Source organism: Bradyrhizobium sp. HKCCYLRH1030, assembly GCF_051168395.1.
Lineage (GTDB): Bacteria > Pseudomonadota > Alphaproteobacteria > Rhizobiales > Xanthobacteraceae > Bradyrhizobium.
In genome coordinates this window covers 215,796-234,601 of the sequence record NZ_JBNPUY010000001.1, presented here as the reverse complement: position 1 = coordinate 234,601, position 18,806 = coordinate 215,796, and the positions used below count along the sequence as shown (strand labels likewise).

General features: G+C 65.4%; 11 protein-coding genes. 7 read left to right on the top strand and 4 right to left on the bottom strand.

What is annotated here, in order from left to right:
* The first annotated feature begins 2 nt into the window (after window positions 1-2).
* Both ACQR1E_RS01025 and ACQR1E_RS01020 read left to right on the top strand, forming a co-directional pair.
* Window positions 3-833, top strand: a complete 831-nt coding sequence (locus tag ACQR1E_RS01025; protein ID WP_315711810.1) for an ABC transporter permease — start codon at window positions 3-5, stop codon at window positions 831-833.
* Window positions 830-2,458 (top strand): ABC transporter ATP-binding protein, encoded by a 1,629-nt coding sequence (locus tag ACQR1E_RS01020; protein ID WP_315711809.1) that lies wholly within the window; start codon window positions 830-832, stop codon window positions 2,456-2,458. Before ACQR1E_RS01025 ends, ACQR1E_RS01020 begins: the two co-directional genes overlap by 4 nt.
* Here ACQR1E_RS01020 and ACQR1E_RS01015 read toward each other — a convergent pair.
* Entirely contained in the window at window positions 2,455-3,765 is a 1,311-nt protein-coding gene (locus tag ACQR1E_RS01015; protein WP_434896548.1) for an NAD(P)/FAD-dependent oxidoreductase, read from the bottom strand. The genes ACQR1E_RS01020 and ACQR1E_RS01015 overlap by 4 nt on opposite strands.
* A gap of 150 nt (window positions 3,766-3,915) precedes the next feature.
* Here ACQR1E_RS01015 and ACQR1E_RS01010 point away from each other — a divergent pair, with 150 nt between their 5' ends.
* The gene (locus tag ACQR1E_RS01010) at window positions 3,916-4,773 is read left to right on the top strand and encodes a VOC family protein (RefSeq protein ID WP_315751055.1); all 858 of its coding nucleotides are present in this window, start codon (window positions 3,916-3,918) and stop codon (window positions 4,771-4,773) included.
* Window positions 4,774-4,813: 40 nt separating this feature from the next.
* Here ACQR1E_RS01010 and ACQR1E_RS01005 read toward each other — a convergent pair whose 3' ends face one another.
* The 3 genes from ACQR1E_RS01005 to ACQR1E_RS00995 are packed head-to-tail and all read right to left on the bottom strand — an operon-like array spanning window position 4,814 to window position 7,958.
* The gene (locus tag ACQR1E_RS01005) at window positions 4,814-5,848 is read right to left on the bottom strand and encodes a 2Fe-2S iron-sulfur cluster-binding protein (protein WP_315711805.1); all 1,035 of its coding nucleotides are present in this window, start codon (window positions 5,846-5,848) and stop codon (window positions 4,814-4,816) included.
* Window positions 5,848-7,779 (bottom strand): ethylbenzene dehydrogenase-related protein, encoded by a 1,932-nt coding sequence (locus ACQR1E_RS01000; RefSeq protein WP_315711803.1) that lies wholly within the window; start codon window positions 7,777-7,779, stop codon window positions 5,848-5,850. Before ACQR1E_RS01000 ends, ACQR1E_RS01005 begins: the two co-directional genes overlap by 1 nt.
* Window positions 7,776-7,958 (bottom strand): hypothetical protein, encoded by a 183-nt coding sequence (locus ACQR1E_RS00995; protein WP_315711801.1) that lies wholly within the window; start codon window positions 7,956-7,958, stop codon window positions 7,776-7,778. The genes ACQR1E_RS01000 and ACQR1E_RS00995 overlap by 4 nt, the downstream gene beginning before the upstream one ends.
* Before the next feature lie 776 nt (window positions 7,959-8,734).
* Here ACQR1E_RS00995 and ACQR1E_RS00990 point away from each other — a divergent pair.
* The 4 genes from ACQR1E_RS00990 (at window position 8,735) to ACQR1E_RS00975 (ending at window position 18,585) form a co-directional block, all read left to right on the top strand.
* On the top strand, window positions 8,735-10,597 hold the full coding sequence (locus ACQR1E_RS00990) for a type I secretion system permease/ATPase (RefSeq protein ID WP_315711800.1): 1,863 nt from the start codon (window positions 8,735-8,737) through the stop codon (window positions 10,595-10,597).
* Window positions 10,598-10,600: 3 nt separating this feature from the next.
* Complete coding sequence (locus ACQR1E_RS00985) at window positions 10,601-12,556, top strand: HlyD family type I secretion periplasmic adaptor subunit (protein ID WP_315711799.1); 1,956 nt, start codon at window positions 10,601-10,603, stop codon at window positions 12,554-12,556.
* Window positions 12,557-12,623: 67 nt separating this feature from the next.
* On the top strand, window positions 12,624-14,753 hold the full coding sequence (locus ACQR1E_RS00980; protein WP_410052166.1) for an autotransporter strand-loop-strand O-heptosyltransferase: 2,130 nt from the start codon (window positions 12,624-12,626) through the stop codon (window positions 14,751-14,753).
* Window positions 14,754-15,306: 553 nt separating this feature from the next.
* Window positions 15,307-18,585: a beta strand repeat-containing protein gene (locus tag ACQR1E_RS00975; RefSeq protein ID WP_315827556.1), complete on the top strand. Its 3,279-nt coding sequence runs from the start codon at window positions 15,307-15,309 to the stop codon at window positions 18,583-18,585.
* Window positions 18,586-18,806 lie beyond the last annotated feature (221 nt).

The window sequence follows — 18,806 nt, the reverse complement described above, 5'->3', positions numbered from 1 at the left end:
ACATGGACGCCGCGAAGCGCTACTTTCGCAGTCCGGCTGCGGTGCTGGGCCTGATCCTGCTACTGATCGTCGTAGGCATGGCGATCAGCGCCGGCTATCTGTATCCGCGCGATCCGCTCGCCCTCGCCGGCCGGCCGCTGATCTGGCCGTTCGCCAATCCACGCTTCCTGCTCGGCACCGACAATTCCGGCCGCGATATCGCCGCCCAGATCTTTCACGGCGCCCGCATCTCGCTCCTGATCGGCGGCGTCGCCACGTTCATTGCCGTGGCGATCGGAATCATGGTCGGCGCGCTCGCCGGCTACTACGGCGGGTGGGTCGACAACATCCTGATGCGCATCACCGAGGCCTTCCAGACACTGCCGAATTTCGTGCTGCTGCTGGTGCTGGTCGCGGTGTTCGGCTCGACCTTGACGACGGTCACGATCGCCGTCGGCATCGTCTCATGGCCGGCGCCGGCGCGGTTGACGCGGGCTGAGTTCCTCTCGCTGCGCAGCCGCGAATTCGTCCAGGCAGGCCGCACCCTCGGCATGCGCGACACCCAGCTGATGCTGGGCGAGATCCTGCCCAACGCGCTGCCGCCGGTGATCGTCTATGCCGGCGTCGTGATGGCGGTTGCGATCCTTCTGGAGAGTGCACTCGCCTTCCTGCGGCTGTCCGACGCCAACGTCGCCTCCTGGGGCAATCTGATCGGCCTGGGACGCGATGTGCTGCGCGTGCAGTGGTACGTATCGGCGATCCCCGGTGTTGCCATCCTCATCACCGTGCTTGCGGTGTCGCTGGTCGGCCAGGGCCTCAACGATGCACTGAACCCCCGGCTGAAGCAGCGATGAGTCCAGCCAAGCCCGTTCTGACCGTCGACCGCCTCAGCGTACGTCTGCCGAAAGGCGCCGACCGCATGCATGCGATCTCGGAGGTCTCGCTTTCGATCGCCGAAAACGAGATCGTCTGCATCGTCGGCGAGTCCGGCTCCGGCAAGTCGATGATGGCCAACACGATCATGCGGCTGCTGCCGGACGGCGTGACCACCGACGGCGGCCGCATCCTGTTTGCCGGCCACGACCTCTGCACCGCCACGGCGGCCGAGATGCGCCGCATCCGCGGCGCCGAAATCGCGATGGTGTTCCAGGAGCCGATGACCGCGCTCAATCCATTGCGCACGATCGGCGACCAGATCGGCGAGGTTCTGGACATCCATACCGATCTGTCGAAAGTCGAGATCAAATCACGCGTGCTGTCGCTGCTGTCGGACGTCAACATTCCCGATCCGCCGCGCGCGGCGAAGGCCTATCCGCACGAGTTGTCCGGCGGACAACGCCAGCGCGCAATGATCGCCATGGCCTTGGCGCTCGATCCGAAGCTGCTGATCGCCGACGAGCCGACGACGGCGCTCGACGTCACGACGCAGGCCCAGATCCTCAAGCTCATCCGCGAGCTGCAGCAGAGGCGCAAGACTGCGGTGCTGTTCATCACGCATGATTTCGGGGTCGTCGCCGAGATCGCCGACCGCGTCGTCGTGATGCAACATGGCAGCGTCGTCGAACAGGGCGCGGCGGCGGATGTCCTGCAACGGCCGCAGCATGACTACACCAGGCAACTGATCGCCGCGGTGCCGCCGGTAGCGGCGCCCCCGGCACGCAAGCTGTCGGACCGGATGATCCTCACCATCTCCGCTGTCTCGAAGACATATCGCACCGGCGGCTTCCTCGGCCGCGGCGAGCGCGTCACCCATGCGGTCAGGGACGTCTCGCTCGCGCTGCCAAAGGGCGCGACGCTCGGCATCGTCGGCGAGTCGGGCTCCGGCAAATCCACCCTCGCCCGCTGCATCATTCGCCTGATCGATCCCGACGCAGGAACGATCCTGCTCGACGGTGAGGACTGGGCGCCCCTCTCCCGCAGCGAGGTCAGAAACCGGACCCAGCAGATGCAGATGGTGTTTCAGGACCCGTTCGCCTCGCTGAACCCGCGGCGCAAGGCGGTCGATCTGGTGGCGCAGGGACCTATCGTGCACGGCACCTCGCGAGAGCAGGCGCTGACGGAGGCGCGCGAGCTGTTCAGCCTGGTGGGGCTCGACCCGTCGGCCGCCGATCGCTTCCCGCATGAGTTCTCCGGAGGTCAGCGTCAGCGCATCGGGCTGGCGCGCGCGCTGGCACTGAAGCCCAAGGTGCTGGTCGCGGACGAACCGGTGTCCGCGCTCGACGTCTCCGTTCAGGCGCAGGTGTTGAAGCTGCTGACCAGCCTGCGCGAGCGCCTCGACCTGTCGATCATCTTCATCACGCACGACCTGCGCGTCGCAGCCCAGATCTGCGATCTGGTCGCGGTCATGAAGGACGGCGTCGTCGTCGAGCATGGACCCACGCACGACGTGTTCGGCAACCCGCAGCATCCGTATACGCAGGCTCTGCTCGAGGCCATTCCGGGCGGCGACTTCGCCCGGACCGAACATCCCACGTCTTAGCCGATCTCACGCGCGTCGCGATATCGGTACAACAGCAGCATCAGCGGCGCGAACGGACGCAGCAGGGCGTGCGCCGGAATGGTGACCGGCTCCGTGAACGGCAGCGCCAGCTCGTTGGCCGGCACGCCCCGCACCGCTTTCGCAAGCTCCGCACCGAGGGGGATCGTGAGCGCGACCGCGCGGCCGTTGCAGCCGGTCCAGCCATAGGCATCAGGACCGAGGCGATGAATCCGCGGCATGTAGTCCGTGGTCATGCCTACATAGCCGTTCCAGACATAGTCGAACCTGACCTCGCCGATCTGCGGCCACAGGCGCTGCAGGCGTTCGGCGACCCGCGCCTTCAGCCGCTCGGCCTTATTGCCGGGGCCGATCACGGCGCCGCCGGTGACCAGTCGGTTGCGGGCGTCGTAGCGCGCAAAATAGAGTTCGCCATGGGTATCGGACATCGCCTGCCGCGCCGGGATGACGGTCTTGCGGACATTGTCCGACAGCGGCTGCGTCGCCATCTGCCACGACAGCACGGGCATCACCTCGTGCGCGATATCCGGTGCGAGCGCCTTGGAGAACTCGCCGCTATAGGCATTGCTCGCCAGCACCAGCGCGCGCGCCGACAGCTCCCCCCGTGCGGTGCGCACGATCCAGCGATCCCCCCGCCGGGCGAAGTCGATGACCGGTGAGCGCGCATAGATCCGGCCGCCCAGGCTCAGCACCGTCCGCGCCAAGCCACGCGCCAGCGCGAGCGGATTGATGTGGCCGCCGGTCTTGTTCCAGAAGCCGCCATGCCAGGCGTCCGAGCCGAGCATGTCTCGCGCCTGATCGCGCGACAGCAGCTCGACCGGCGCGCCGAACTTCGACCACTGCTTGAACCTGCGCTCGGCGATCTTGATGCGGCCAGGCGTATGCACCGGCTGGACCCAGCCGGCCTGTTCATGCTCGGCGTCGATGTTGTACCGTCTCACGGTATCGAACAGATTGGACGCGCTGTCGCGCAACATCGCCACGAAGCGCTCGCCCGCGGCGCCATGACGCGCGACGAGGTCATCCGGATCGGGACGTGACAGCGTCGGAATGACCTGACCGTTGTTCCGGCCGGATGCGCCCCAGCCGGGCTCCATCGCCTCGACGATGGCGACGTCCGTCCCAGCTTCGCGCAGATGCAGCGCCGTCGACAGCCCGGTGAAGCCGCCGCCGATGATGACCACGTCGGCCTGCACACTGTCCTGAAGCTCGGACAGGTCGGGTCCAGGCGGAGTCTGCGCCGCCCAAAGGGATGGCGGCCATTGAACGGAATCTGTGGTGGTGCTCATCGCGGACAGCTCATCCTTGCTGGTCGACCGCCCTGCCGGAGATCGATCTTGCCTTGCGCCCAGCGCCCCGCAGCGCCGGTTGCGGCGCATGGGTCGATTGGGCATAGTTCGGCCGCCAATATGCCAAGTTCGCTGCAAGGAGACAAACGCGTGGCCCTCAAGAATGTCATCGGTATCGATCACGCGGTCGTCGTGGTGAAGGATCTCGACGCCGCGGCGGAGACCTGGAAGCGGCTGGGTTTTACGCTGTCTCCGCGCGGCACGCACAGTGCCAAGATGGGATCCGGCAACTACACCATCATGCTCGATCCTGACTACATCGAGTTGCTCGGCATCCTCGCCGAGACCGATCACAACGTTCCAACCCGCAATTTCCTTGCCCAGCGCGGCGAAGGCATCGAGCGCATCGCCTTCACGGCGATCGATTCCGCGGCCGGCGCCGAGGAAATCCGCGCGAAAGGTTTTGAGCCGATTGGTCCCATCGATTTCGAGCGCCCGGTGCCCCTGCCCGACGGGACCATCTCGGCAGCGAAATTCCGCGTGTTTCAATGGCCGGTCGCGGAGGCCCCGGGCGGCCTGCGCATCTTCGCCTGCCAGCACAAGACGCGCGAGACGGTGTGGATCCCGGAACTGATGCGCCATGCCAACGCCGCCAAGCAACTGAAGCAGGCGCTGATCGTGACGCCGGACCCGGCCAAGGACGCGGCTCACCTGTCGCGCCTGATCGATCGCGACGGCCGGGACGAAGCCGACGGCGCCGTGACCGTCACCTCGGGCGGTGACCGCGCCGATTTCGTATTCCTGACCAGGGACCAGCTCGCAGTGCGCTATCCGGGTGTGTCGCTTGCCGGCCTGCCGGAGCGAGGCGGCGCAGGCCTGGTGCTGGCCTCACACGATCTGACCGCCACCGAAAAGGCTCTGGGCGCGGCAGCGGTGCGCAGTGGCGCGAGCCTGATCGTTCCGCCCGCGTCGGCCACCGGCACTCTGCTCGCTTTCATGGCCGGCTGAGCGCCGGACTGCGGCCGCGCGCGTCGCGGCCGCAACGATCTCATTCCGCCGGCTGGAACATGGCCGGCCGGCCTCGCTGGCTGTCGAGCCACCCGACCAGCCGATCCATGAGTCCGCCGCTCGACTCGGAGGGCTGCGCCGACGAGACGAACGGATCGCAATGACACTTCGCTCCGGCCGCGCGCGACATCTTCGCGACCGCCTCCGTCATAGCCGGCGCGCCGCAGGTGTAGACGACGTCGTTCGGCGTGAGCTCCGGCATGTGTTCGGTCGGCCGGCCGCTGCGAATCGCCGGCGAGACGTTCTGCGGCTCCGACACGATCGGGATGATCTTCACGTTCGGGAAGCGCGCCAAGCGGCACAGCGCCTGATGCATGTAGAACGACTGCAAGGTGCGTGACACGACGATGAAGACGATCTCGCGCTTCGGATTCTCCGTGATGGCGGCGACCGCGATCGCCCACATCGGCGCGAAGCCGGTGCCGCTCGCCACCAGGATGATCCGGCCGCGATGCTTCTGACGGAAGAACGCGGTGCCGAGCGGCGCCGTCAGCTTGACGCGATGGCCGACCTGGATGTCACGGCCGAGCGCCGAGGACACCAGGCCATCCTTCAGGATGCGGATGTGCAGATACAGCAGATGGCTATCGGGCGCGCCGACCATCGGATAGGTCGGGCTGTAGCAGCGTGTCGGAAAACCGCGGTACTGGACCTTGGCGTATTGTCCGGGGAAGAATCGCAGCGGCTTCGGCATCTCGAGGGTGACACCGACGACGTCGGGCGCGAGCCGCACGAGATCGCCCACCTCGCAGTTCATCGTCACCGTATCCGGCACGGGCTCCGTGATGATCTTGAGGTCGGACACGACACGCGCCTGGCACGCATGCGCCATGTCGCCTTCCATGCCGCCGAACAGCTTGCCGTCGATGACCGTCACTTTGCAGGAGCCGCAGATTCCGCTGCGGCAGTCATGGGGCAGATCCACGCCACTGTTGATGGCGCCGTCGAGCAGGATATCGCCCACATTCGCGTAGAACGTTTCCCTGTTGTACTGGATCTTGCAAATCTTACCCATTACTGCACCTCAAGTCGCATCGGCCGGATCTGCCTGGTATGTCTGATCTGGGTATGGTCGAACGCTGCGACACGCATGAACACGCCATTCTTGATCGGAACGTCGTACTTGCTTTTCGTGTCCATTTTGCGGGCAATTTCGAGCGTCCAGTGGCCCGCGGCCCAACGCGCAGCGCAACGGATGTCCGCGCGATCACCGGTGAACTCGCCGCTGACGAGAACACCGGGCACCACGGTCCCGATCGGCGTCTGGGCATCCGCCTCGGCCGAATAGGGCACCGATTCGGCCTCTGTCATGAACCAGCGTGAGCCTTCACTCTCGCCGATGTTGGGATCGAGATTGATCTCGCCCATCGCCGCGGTCATCGCGGCGACGTCCTTCGGCAGGCGCTTCGGTCTCACGCCCCGATTTCCCAGTCTTGCGGCCTCCCTGTCGATCACGAAATTGTCCGAATAGTTCGCAGTCCCCGGATCCGGTGCAAACCCGCCCTTGTAGGGCGTGAGTCCCTTGACCTGATCCGGTGTCGGCTCCGCAGGCGGACCGAAATGATCATCGTCCATCCATCCGGTCGGGCCGCCGCTCGTCGCCTTCCACAGCCAGGCGTCGGCATAGAGATTCGGCGCCGGCGTGTAGTGGATGCCGCGACCCGACAGCGTCGGCGGCTTGTCCGGCATCGGCTGCGAGCTCATGTGAAACGTTCGGTCCGCGGCCAAGGTGATCGGCAGCGTCGTGAACAACAGCGAGAACTTGTCCTCGTTGAAATCGTTCTCGTCGCCCTTGTCGAATCCATTCTGCAGGAGATGCCAGCCATCCGCCTTCTTGATCAGCGGCAGCTGCTTCAACGATCGCGTCGGATCCTCCCAGATGACGAGGAAGTAGACCCACGTGCCGTCATGCGCCGCCTTGATCCAGACGCGCGATTCGCCGGTACCGTCGAAATTGTCGCCCTGGTTGGTCGTCACCATGTGCGGCTGGATGTTGCGCCAGACACGATCCGACGAATCGCCGTCAAGCGTCGGCGCATCCGATGTCGCGATTCGATACACCGTGACGGTGTCCTCGGCGTAGTAGTCGGCGGCGAACATCGCCGAACCGATCACGATGGCTGCGGCGATCGCGACCATGAACGGGTTGGATTGGAAGCTCGGATTGCGGCGGCGGGAATTGCCCTTGGCAGGTGTCGGCGGCGGACGCATGCGGCCCGGCGGCACACGCGGCTCGGACCGGGCCCGCATCGGCTCCTCCATGCGCCGCGGCGCCGGCATCGGCTCACGTGCTGCAGGCCGCGCAGCTGGCGCCGGCCTCCTCGGAGGCGCCTCCGCTTCCTCCAGCTTTTCCGACTGCTCGACCAGCATCGTGAGGAGTTCGACGGGATCGAGCTTTGGCGGCGGCGGCGGCAAGGGCGCCGGCCGGAACACGCGATAGAGCTGCATCTTTCCGCCGATGCTGAAGTGAACCAGGACGTGCAACACCACGAAGGCCGGGATCACCCAGGTCGCGTACCAGTGGATCATCATGGTGACGTAGCCGGAGGCTACGCCGAAGAAGAGCATGCCTCCGGTGACGATCAGGATCGCCATGGAGATGAAAAGCACCCAATGCAGCATCACGCTGATCGAGCCCAGCCGCGCCGGCCGGCGGCCGAGCAAGCCCTTGAAGCGCATCTTGTCGATGGTGACGCGACGGCCGAGCCCTGACTTCGAGATATAGATCATGTAGGCGACGGCGACGCTCGCGAGCACGACCCCAGCCGGCATGTGCCAGGTCCAGGTCCGGTGCCGGGGCAGCAGCCAGTCGAGATTGTTGGCGATCCATGCGTGCCCAGGCGCTTCGGTCGCCATGCGAAGCCCCGTCAGGAACGCGATCACCGTGGCCCCAACCAGGGTCCAGTGCAGGATGATCGTTCCATAGTCGGTCTTGCGGATCTTCATGCGTGCGCCTCCAGAGCTGCGCGCACGCGATCGGCGCGATTCACCGCCGACCTGGCGACCGTATTTCGTCTCAGCGGACCGATCCGGCGCAGGATGATCAAGTATTCAACCCTGCGGGCCGCCCCTCGACCCGAATCCATTCCCGCATCACGCGTCTCGATGGTGATGTCGTCCAGCAACTTTGTCGTCCCCCGGATACGCTTTACTAAGTGAGCAACTTCGTCCGACTTCGGCGTTACGGCGCCGTTCTGCACCCAATCGTTGCCCCGCTACGCTTGAGCGTGATCGGTTGGATCACGCCTATGGTTGATCAGCTGCCGTGGCCCGAGCCGGTGACGAGTTGCTCGGATCGCACGCGGACTGATCTGCTTCGTCCTCCCTGGAGTTGATGTTGATCTCGTGCGCCCGATGCTTGGCGGGTCACCGGTTCCACAGCGGCCGCACGTTCGATGATAGAACACATCGTCGGTCGCCATGCCCGGCTGAGCTGATTGCACGTCTTGGATTGGTGCGCGGAGCCGCATGTCCTTGTGTTGCCGCCGCCATCATGATCGTTCTCCGCACCATCATCGAATACCGCATGATCGAGATGACAACGCCTGTGCGTTGCACCGCAGGAAGATTTATTCGGCTTCGTGGCGTCATTCGGCCCGGACCGCGACCAATGAGTACGGAACCAAGGTGATAGACGGACGAATGTGTGACACGCGTCGCGTGCCGATGGCTGCTATCACGCTGCAACTATCGACGATCGCGGACGGATTTCGCACGGACCCGATCGCGCTGAACGATGCCACACTTTTTCAGAGCCGCCCCGGCGCATCGCGCCTCGTGCCGGTCGTTTACCCGCGACGCTGCGACGGAATTGCCCACTTGTCCAATTGTTGCCGGAAAATCGTCGGTATCGACTGTCAATAGCGCGGAGTGAAGCACTGTGTTTGGGAGACGCGCCTGGATGAGTCTGGCTCAAGACCGCCCGAGAACGAAAGCCGCGGCTGCCCTCAACGACCTTCTCTCGGGAAGCGACGATCCGGTGACGCGCGGGTTGCGCCAGGCTGTCAAACGCATGGCCGGCATCGGCGTGTTCAGCGGCGTCATCAACATCCTGATGCTCTCGGGCTCGGTTTATATGATGCAGGTCAATGATCGCGTCGTTCCGAGCAAGAATCTCGCCACGCTCGTCGGCCTGTCGGTGATGATTCTAGCCGTCTATCTGATTCAGGGTTATTTCGACGCGTTGCGCACCCGCATGCTGTGCCGGGTGGCGACCGTGTTCGACGCGAGCTTGCAGGACGCGATTCATCACGCTCTGGCCACCTTGCCCCTGCGCGGCACCAAGCCGATGCTGATGCAGCAGCCGCTGCGCGATCTCGACCAGCTGCGCGCCTTTATGTCGAGCATGGGACCAACCGCCTTTCTCGACATGCCATGGATACCGATCTTCCTGATCGGCATGTTTCTGTTTCATCCGCTGATCGGCATCACGGCCGTCATCGGCACGGCCGGAATCATCTCGATGACGCTGGTGACCGACCGGTTGTCGCGTCAGGCGAGCAAATCCGCCAGCGATACGAGCGCCGCGCGGCAGGTTCTCGCCGATGCCACCCAGCGCAATGCCGAAGTGATTCGCGCGCTCGGAATGCTGGATCGTTTCTCGGCACGCTGGAACGCCGTCAACGAGCGCTATCTGAAGGACAACATTCGCGCGAGCGATGTCTACGCCAATCTCGGGGCCGCCGCGAAAGTGCTGCGCTTCATCCTGCAGTCGGGCATGCTCGGCATCGGCGCGGCGCTCGTCGTCTCCGAGCAGGCCTCCGGCGGCGTGATGATGGCCTCGTCGATCCTGATGGGCCGCGCGCTCGCCCCGATCGAGATCGCACTTGGCAGCTGGAAACAGCTGGTCGCCGCGCGCCAGGGCATCGCGCGTCTGCGCGATATCTGCAAGGCCACCGCCAGGCCGGAAGCGCCGCCGGTCGCGTTGCCCCGCCCGTTCCGCGAGCTGACCGTACAGGAGCTGACGGTCACCGCGCCGGGCACCGATCGGCCGATTGTTCAAAACGTGTCGTTCTCGATCAAGGCAGGCACGGGTCTGGCACTGCTCGGCGCGAGTGCCTCCGGCAAGACCTCGCTCTCGAAGGCGCTGGTCGGCATCTGGCCTGCACAGCATGGATCCGTCCGCCTCGACGGCGCAGCGCTCGACCAATGGAGCAACGAGGATCTCGGCCGCCACATCGGCTACCTGCCGCAGGACGTTGCCCTGTTCGACGGCAGCATCGCCGACAACATCTGCCGCTTCGACGAGAATGCGAGCTCGGATGCGATTCTGAAGGCGGCGCAGATCGCCGGCGTGCACGACATCATCCTGCGGCTGCCGGAAGGCTATTCGACGCGAATCGGCCAAGGCGGCATGTCGCTGTCGGCCGGTCAGCGGCAGCGCGTGGGTCTGGCCCGCGCGGTGTATGGCGATCCCTTTCTCATCGTCCTCGACGAGCCGAATGCCAATCTGGACACCGACGGCGAGAACGCGCTCAGCCGCGCCATTCAGATCATGCGGCAGCAGAACCAGAGCATCGTGATCGTGATTTCGCACCGTCCCAGCGCGCTGAATGCGCTCAACATGGCGCTGGTCCTGTACGAGGGCAAGGCGATCGCATTCGGTCCCTGCCAGGAGATCTTTGCCCGCGTCGCCGGGGCCAACAAGGCCGCGGGACCCGCCGTCGCGCATGCCCCCGCTCCGCCCAGGGTTGCTGCTCCCGCAGCGGCGCCAAATCCGAACGCCCGCTCGCTTCGTCGCGCCGCCCCAGCAGAAAGCGCTTGATCAATGAAACACATCAACGACTTCAGGCCGTTCGACGACGACGATTATGTGCGACCGAAGACTCGCGCGGTCGGTCCGCAGGGCGATGCATTGATCCTCGAGCTGCAGCGGCTGCAGGGCGCATTCGACGACGGCTCCGACGAGGACCCGCGGCAGCGCCACGGCACACGGGACGGCGGCAAGAAGCGACGGCGTCCGCCACCGTCGCCAGGCAGGCCAAAGCCGCGTTCGAAGAAGAAGGGCAGCACCATGGGCCGCGCCCTCGGTGCGTCGCTGTCGCTGTTCGGTCTCGGCGCCCAGGCGCCCCGGACACGCCGGGGTGAAGGCATCCGCGAGATGGACTGGCAGCAGCCCGCACCGATGCGCGGCAACGAGCCGGAGCTGTCGCCGCCGCCGCGCCATCCGCCCGCGCGCATGGCGGGCAGCAATTCGGCGCCCCTGCTCGACCTGCAGGATGCACGACGCGACGGCAATTTCGGCGTCGGCGCGCCGCGCGCGGTCGGGCAGCAGAACCTCCCCGCCCGTCTGGCGCATGCGCCTGCCGTTCCGCAAACCCGTGTCGGCCGCCTGGTCGGCACCGCCGGCACGGCCTTGACCACCGGCATGACCTTCATTGCGACGCAAGGAACGGCGGCCGATCTCGACGACGGCTCGGACGAATCGCTGGTGCCGCGCGTCAGCCGCATGTTCGAGAACGAGTTGCGTCTCGGCTTGCGGGTGCTGCTTGTCGCCGGCGTTCTCGGCGGCGGCTGGCTGACCCTCGTGCCGCTCGCCGGCGCGATCGTGGTCCCCGGCAATCTCGTGGTGCAATCCAACGTGAAGGCCATTCAGCATCCGACCGGCGGCATTGTCGCGGAAATCAAGGTCGACAACGGCAAGCGCGTCGCGGCGGGCGATCTGCTCGTGCGGCTCGACGCTACGCAGAGCCAGGCCCAGCTCCAGGCGATCACCAAGCAATTGAACGAGCAGCGCGCCAAGATTGCGCGGCTCTCGGCCGAGCGTGACGGTCTCGATCAGCCGGACTATCCGTCCACGCTGACCTCACGTCAGGACGATCCGAACGTCCGCACCGTGATCGCATCGGAGAACGCGCTGTTCAAGGCCCGTGCCACGACCCGCAAGAGCCAGAAAGAGCTGCTGCAGGGCCGCATCGTCCAGCTGAACAACGAAATCAGCGGCATGGAGTCTCAGCTCGAATCCAAGAACAAGCAGATCGAGCTGATCAAGGGCGAGTTGGCCGGCGTGCAGGAGCTCTATGACAAGCGGCTCGTTCCGCTGACGCGACTGACCACGCTGCAGCGGGAAGCCGCTCGGATCGACGGTGAACGCGGCCAGCTGGTGTCCAGCGTGGCGGAGACGAGGTCCAAGATCAGCGAAGCCGAGCTCCAGACCGTCAAGATCGATCAGGATTTCCGCAGCGAGGTGGTCAAGGACCTCAGCGAGTCCCAGGCCAAGGAAGGCGATCTGGTCGAGAAGGGCGTCGCCGCGCGCGACCAGCTCGATCGCATCGAGATGCGCGCGCCGAACTCCGGCACCATCCACCAGCTCGCGATCCACACCATCGGCGGCGTCATCAAGCCGGGTGAGACCGTCATGGAGCTGGTCCCCGATTCGGACGAACTGCAGGTCGAAGGGCACGTCCAGCCCAAGGATATCGATCACGTTCACACCGGGCAGGATGCGATGGTCCACTTCAACGCCTTCAACCAGCGCACCACGCCGAAATTGAGCGGCCAGGTCTCGTTCGTGTCGCCTGATATCACCAATGACCCGCGAACCGGTTCCACCTTCTACACGGTCAGGATCACGCTGTCCGACGAGGAGCGCAAGCGGCTCGGCAACGTCAACCTGATGCCCGGCATGCAGGCCGAAGTCTACGTTCAGACCGGCAGCCGGACGATGCTCAGCTATCTGATGAAGCCGGTTCTAGATCAGTGGCGCCGCGCCTTCGTGGAGTAACAAGACCGAACGGCCGCGGTCGGCGTCATCGCTCACGAATGAACGCAGACCGCGTCGGCACCTCGACATGAACGTTGCAAATTTTCCCCGCACCTCAGACCCGGCGATGGTGCCGGCAAGTGCGTTACCGTCCGCCCAGCCAGGCGCCCGCACCGAGGCGTCTGATCACGCACGCAAGCCGCGACTGCCGCCGCCAGCGGCCGTGCCGACCCAGGAGGGTCCCCAGGGGCTGCGCTTCGACTTCAACGACGGCTGTCGTGTCATGCTGCCCGACACCGGACACGCCTGGCACGTCCGATTGAGCGATCTCGAGACCGCCAACGTCCTGTTCGACATCGACCTGCGTTCTGGGCACGTCAACAGCAGCAAACGCTACTTTGTCCCGTTCAGGCTCGAAGTGTGGTCAGGGCCCGAGCTGCTGCTGTGCCACGACTATGACGCCACCGACCGCGACGTCCTGATCCAATTCCCGGTCGGCACGATCGGCGACATCATCGGCTGGATGAGCTATGCAGTGAAGTTCAAGGACCTGCATCGGTGCCGCCTGAGCTGTGCGATGGGCGAGCCGCTGATCCCGCTGTTCCGCGACGCCTACCCTGACATCGCATTCCTCAGCCACGAGACGGTCCAGCCGGAGCGATACTACGCAACCTACTCGGTCGGGCTGTTCTTCGACGATGCCGAGCTGGTCCATCAGCCCTATGATTTCCGGCAGGTCGGCCTGCATCGGACCGCAGCTCACATTCTCGGCGTGGATCCGGCCGAGCGTCCACCTCGCGTCGCGTTGAGCGAAGACAGCCGTCCCATCGAGGACCCCTATGTCTGCATCGCCATGCAGGCAACGACCGCGTGCAAGCACTGGAACAATCCCGAGGGCTGGCAGAGCATCGTGGCCTTCCTCCGCGCGACCGGCTATCGCGTGATCTGCATCGATCAGACCGCGGAGCGCAGCCACGGCGCCTACCGGACGCAAATTCCCGCCGCAGCCGAGGATCAGACCGGCGACCGGCCGCTGCCCGAGCGCGCCCGCTGGCTCAAGCATGCCGCGTTCTTCATCGGCCTTTCCTCGGGGTTGTCATGGCTGGCCTGGGCGGTCGGCACTCCGGTCGTGCTGATCAGCGGCTTCACCCACCCGACCAACGAGTTTGCGACCCCCTATCGGGTCATCAACCATCACGCCTGCAACAGTTGCTGGAATGATGCCAGTCATCGCTTCGACCATGAGGACTTTCTGTGGTGCCCGCGATGGCAGGGCACGTCCCGACAGTTCGAATGCACGCGCCTGATCACGGCCGCGCAGGTCGAGGGCATGTTGCGCCGAATTCCCGGCTTCGGACAGGGATTGCATCCGCAACCGCGCACCTCTCAGCAGCAGGCACCGCCTGCGCCCTTTGATCGGCATCGAACCTCGAGGGCAGAGTCGGCGCCGGAATCCGTGGAGAGCGACGAACCGGTCGCGCTCGCAGCACTGCTGGCGCGACCGTGCGGCGACGTTGCCCGCGGGGGCCTTGCAGTCGGCGTCACGGTCGCCGCCGGCAGGCTGCTGGATCAGGCTGCCGCCGGCATCGCGGAAGGCGATCGCGCAGCCACCGCGAGCGATCTCATGGGCGCGCTGCAGAACTACAAGCAGAGCATCGCCATCGTCAGGTACCTGACCGCAGCCAATCCGGACGACGCCGGGTTTCAACGCAACCTTTCGGTCGCCTTGAACCGCATTGGCGCCGTGTTGTTCGTTCAGCGAAACCTCGAGGCTGCGCATGCCGCCTATTCCGCCAGCCTCGCCATCATCCGGAAGCTGACCGCAGCTCACCGCGGCAATCTCAGCTTTGAGCGCGACCTCGCGTGGTGCCACGCTCTGCTGGCGGACGTGCTCGCCGCCCAGGGCCGCCATGCCGAAGCCTTCGAGCAGCGTCGCGCCAATACCGCGCTGATCACCCACCTCGCCAACACGGTCGCCAACGATCCGTCGCTGCAGCAGGCGCTTGCAAATTCCTACCAGAGTCTGGGCGATGCCTTCATTCCACTCGGCAACATCGACGGCGCGCTCGCCGTCTACCGGATCAGCCTGGGCCTGACCAAGCAAGGGCTGGACGCGAACGGGCAGAATGACCCGGCCTGGAATCAGCTCTACACCACACTGCTGCAGAAGATCAGGACTGCGCTCCTGGCACAGCGTCAGGCCGCGCCGCCGTCCTGAACGGCGCACGGCGAGGTCGGCCGATACGCCCAGGCGCGTTCGCCTTTCACTCCCCCGGACAGACGATCCATCGTGGCGTTTTTCCAGCAATCGCGCTGCGACAATGCCGCGCGCCCTCGTCGCTGGGCAGCCTTAAGCGCATCAGACCAACCCTGCGTCTGATCTCCGGAGACCGGCCACTCACCGGCGAGATGCAGGCAGCATCTTGACGACAACATGCAATTCGCGCCCGATCGCCGTACCCCGCATTTGTCGCTTGCCGCCAGAAATCAATCACTTGGCACGTGATCGCGACGCATCTGTCACAGATCCGCGATGTCCCGAGAACAACATATTTGCGGACTCCCCCACGCCTTTTTTGGCCCGATTGCTCCGAGCATATAGCGAGGTGCGACAAAGTAGCGCGCGTCAGAAAAGCGCGCGACACAGCGGCGCACGGGCGTGAGGCGCGGCGCAGCACGTCCGACGCAGGGCCGATGCGCTTCCGCATCGTCCGGCCAGTTTCGGTACGGGGCCCTGCCGGGCGTCGGATGAACTTGGGGAGAGATGATCTATGGCGAATAACACCTTCAACCCGACGGCGCTGGCCAACGGAACGTCGAACCTGCTGGTGCGCGCCTCAGCGCTCAAGATGTCGACCGACCTCGTCCAAGCCGGCGTGGTGTTCAACGATGCGGTGCGCGCCTCGCTCGGCCTGTTCACGCAGGCAGGCAGCGGCAACTCGAACCCGTTCCTCGGCAGCTACACGACCGATCTCCACGCCGTACAGAACGACATCGCCGCGATGCTCGCAAATCCCGGCCAGGTGACCCTGGGCGGCCAGGCCTTCACGCTGAATGCGACCGACACCGCCGTTCTCACCAACGTACAGGCGCAGATCTCGACGCTGCTCACGGCCGCACCGCAGACCACGAATGCTGCGACGATCACAGCCGCGGATCAGACGCTGCACGCGGTCCAGCAGGAGATCCTGCAGGAGATCAACGGCGACGCGCATCTGTCCGGCGCGCTCAACAAGGTCAACTTCCTCGCCAACACCGGCGGCCAGGACGTCGGCTTCCAGAACACGCCGGCCGGTGCCGATGATGCGGCGACCTTGGCCGCAGCGACCGCAGGCAACACGCTGAAGGATGTCGGCCTCGTCTTCAACAAGGTCGTCGACCTCGCCTCCGGCGGCATCAGCACCGCGAACCTGCAGGAGGTAACGAACGACCTCACGGCGATCTCGCAAGGTCTCACCAAGATCCTCAACAACAAGACCCAGCTTGCCCAGATCGAGAATGGCGAAACGGCGAACGCGGCCGCGCTCACGACCATCCATCTGCAAACGGTGCTCGGGCAGATCAATCTCGAGCTCAACCAGTATGCCAAGGCGGAAACAACCGGCAATCAGGCTGCGCTGCGCGGCACGGCGGACAATCTGCTCGACAGCATCGACATCATTCAGAACGACGCCAATCTGAACAAGGCCGCGGGCGGCAACGGCATGCCGGGCCATGCCGGCGGGTTCGCGGAGGATCCGGGCGGGTTGACCGGCACGGTCACCAAGTTCCAGGACAACCAGGCGCAGACGAATTTCTGGGCCGCCTTCTTGGCGGAAGGCAACACCATCAACGCGACCCTGCAGAAGATCGCAACCGGCGGAGCGCAGGCCAGCGCCGCACTGGTCACTCAGATCCAGAACTATCAGGCATTTGGCGCCAATTTCGATGCCGCGCAAGGCAACGTCTTCCGTGGCCGCTTCGACAACGAGCTTCTGAGCGGCACGCTCGAAGCCGACACGGCGGCCGCGGTGAAGGGCCTGCAAGGCATCCTGAACGGCGATACGGGCGCTGCGCTTGCCGCAGACAAGGCGATGCTCGCCGCGGCCGGCCAGGGCTTCGCGGCCGACGCCATGGACGTTTCCGGCAACAACATCGCCATCGGCGGCGCGACCTATGTCGGCTCGGCGACCACGGTCTCGACGGCCACGTCGGTGCACGGACTCGCCCAGGGCACGATCCCGGTCACGGCAACCCCGAACATTGCCAACGGCACCGGCGGCTCATCGTCGACGCCGCCGGCTGGCGGCGCCACGCCGGTGAATTTCAGCCCGACCGCGCTTGCCAACGGCACGTCGAACCTTTTGACCCGTGCCACGGCGATCCAGCATTCGACCGACCTGGTGCAGGCTGGCGTCGTCTTCAACGACGCGGTGCGCGCCTCGCTCGGCCTCTTCAGCCTCGCCAACAGCGGCAACTCGCCGGCCTTCCTCACCAGCTACCAGGCCGACATCACGGCGGTGCAGACCGATATTGCGGCGATGCTGGCCAACCCTGGTCAGGTCACGCTCGGCGGCAAGACCTTCGCCTTGAACGCGACCGACACGGCGGTGCTGACCAATGTCGAGGGGCAACTGGGCACACTGCTGCAGGCGGCGGGACAGTTCGCCAACGCCAGCACATCGGCAGCGGCAAGCCAGACGATCCACGCGCTGCAACAGGAAATCCTCGGCGAAATCCACAATGACGCGCATCTGGCGAACGCGTTGAACAACGTCCCCTTCCTCGCCAATACCGGCGGCCAGGACGTCGCCTTCCAGACGTCGCCCGCGGGCGCGGACGATCCGGCGAGTCTTGCCGCCGCTACCGCCGGCAACAGCCTGAAGGACGTTGGTCTGGTCTTCAACAAGGCCGTCGAGGTCGCCTCGGGCGGCATCAACACCGGTAACCTTGCCGAGGTGACCGCGGACTTCACCGCCGTCCAGCACGGACTGACGGCCATCCTCAACAACAAGACCCAGCTCGCGCAGATCGAGGCTGGCGAGACTGCCAACGCCGCGGCGCTGACGACGATCCATCTGCAGACGGCGCTCGGCCAGATCAACCTGCAGCTGGGCAAGTATGATCAGGCTGCGACCACCGGCAATCAGGCCGCTCTCCGCGGCACGGCCGACAACCTGCTCGACATCATCGACATCATCCAGGGCGACACCAACCTCAACATGGCGGCAGGTGGCAACGGCAACGCCGGCCATGCGGGCGGCTTCGCCGAGGATCCGGGCGGGCTCAAAGGGACGGTCACCAAATTCCAGGACAACCAGGCACAGACGAATTTCTGGGCCGCATTCCTGGCCGAGGCCAACACCATCAACGCCACGCTGCAGAAAATCTCGACCGGCGGTGCGCAGGCGAGCGCGGCCCTGATCACGCAGATCCAGAACTACCAGCAGTTCGGCGCCAATTTCGACGCCGCCCAGGGGGCCGTGTTCCAGGGTCGGTTCGACAACGAACTGCTCAGCGGCACGCTCGAAGCCGACACCGCCAACGCGGTCAAGGGCCTGCAAGGCATCCTCAACGGCGACACCGGCGCAGCACTTGCGGCAGACAAGGCGATGGTCGCCGCGGCCGGCCAGGGCTTTGCCGCCGACGCCATGGACGTCTCCGGCAACAACATTCCGGTCAATGGCGGCACCTATGTTGGGACGGCCACGACGGTCTCGGCGGCGACCTCAATCAAGGGGACCGCGCACGGCACCATTCCGGTCACCGCGACACCGAACCTGGCCAACGGCACCGGCGGCACTGCTGCGGCAGGAACCACCGCCGCCGGTGGCGCTGCAGCCGGTGGCACCGCGGCGAACGGAGGCACGTCGACCGGCGGAACCGCGGCTGGCGGAACGGCGGCTGGCGGCACGTCGACGGGTACCACGGCCAACAACGGCAGCAACGCCACGCATCACAGCGATCATCACCATCATCACGATCAAAGCCAGGGCGCGCATATGAGCCAGGCCGCGGCTGCCGGGCCCGACATGTCGCATCTCCACGCGATGCATCACATGTGGGGTTGACGAGGCAGCCGCAGCAGCCGCTGCGGCTGGGATACGGATACCCGGGAGCACAAGCAGATGAGGTCCACTCGCGCAGTGCTCCCGGGGGAAATGAGAAGGACAATGAGCCGGGCGAGACGACACGCGTTGAAGAAGGAGGCCTCGGAAGATCAACAAAGATGCACGTTCCGTTCCGCACCGCGGAGGCTCGTCACGCTGGAACTTTTCTAAGGAGAGATCGG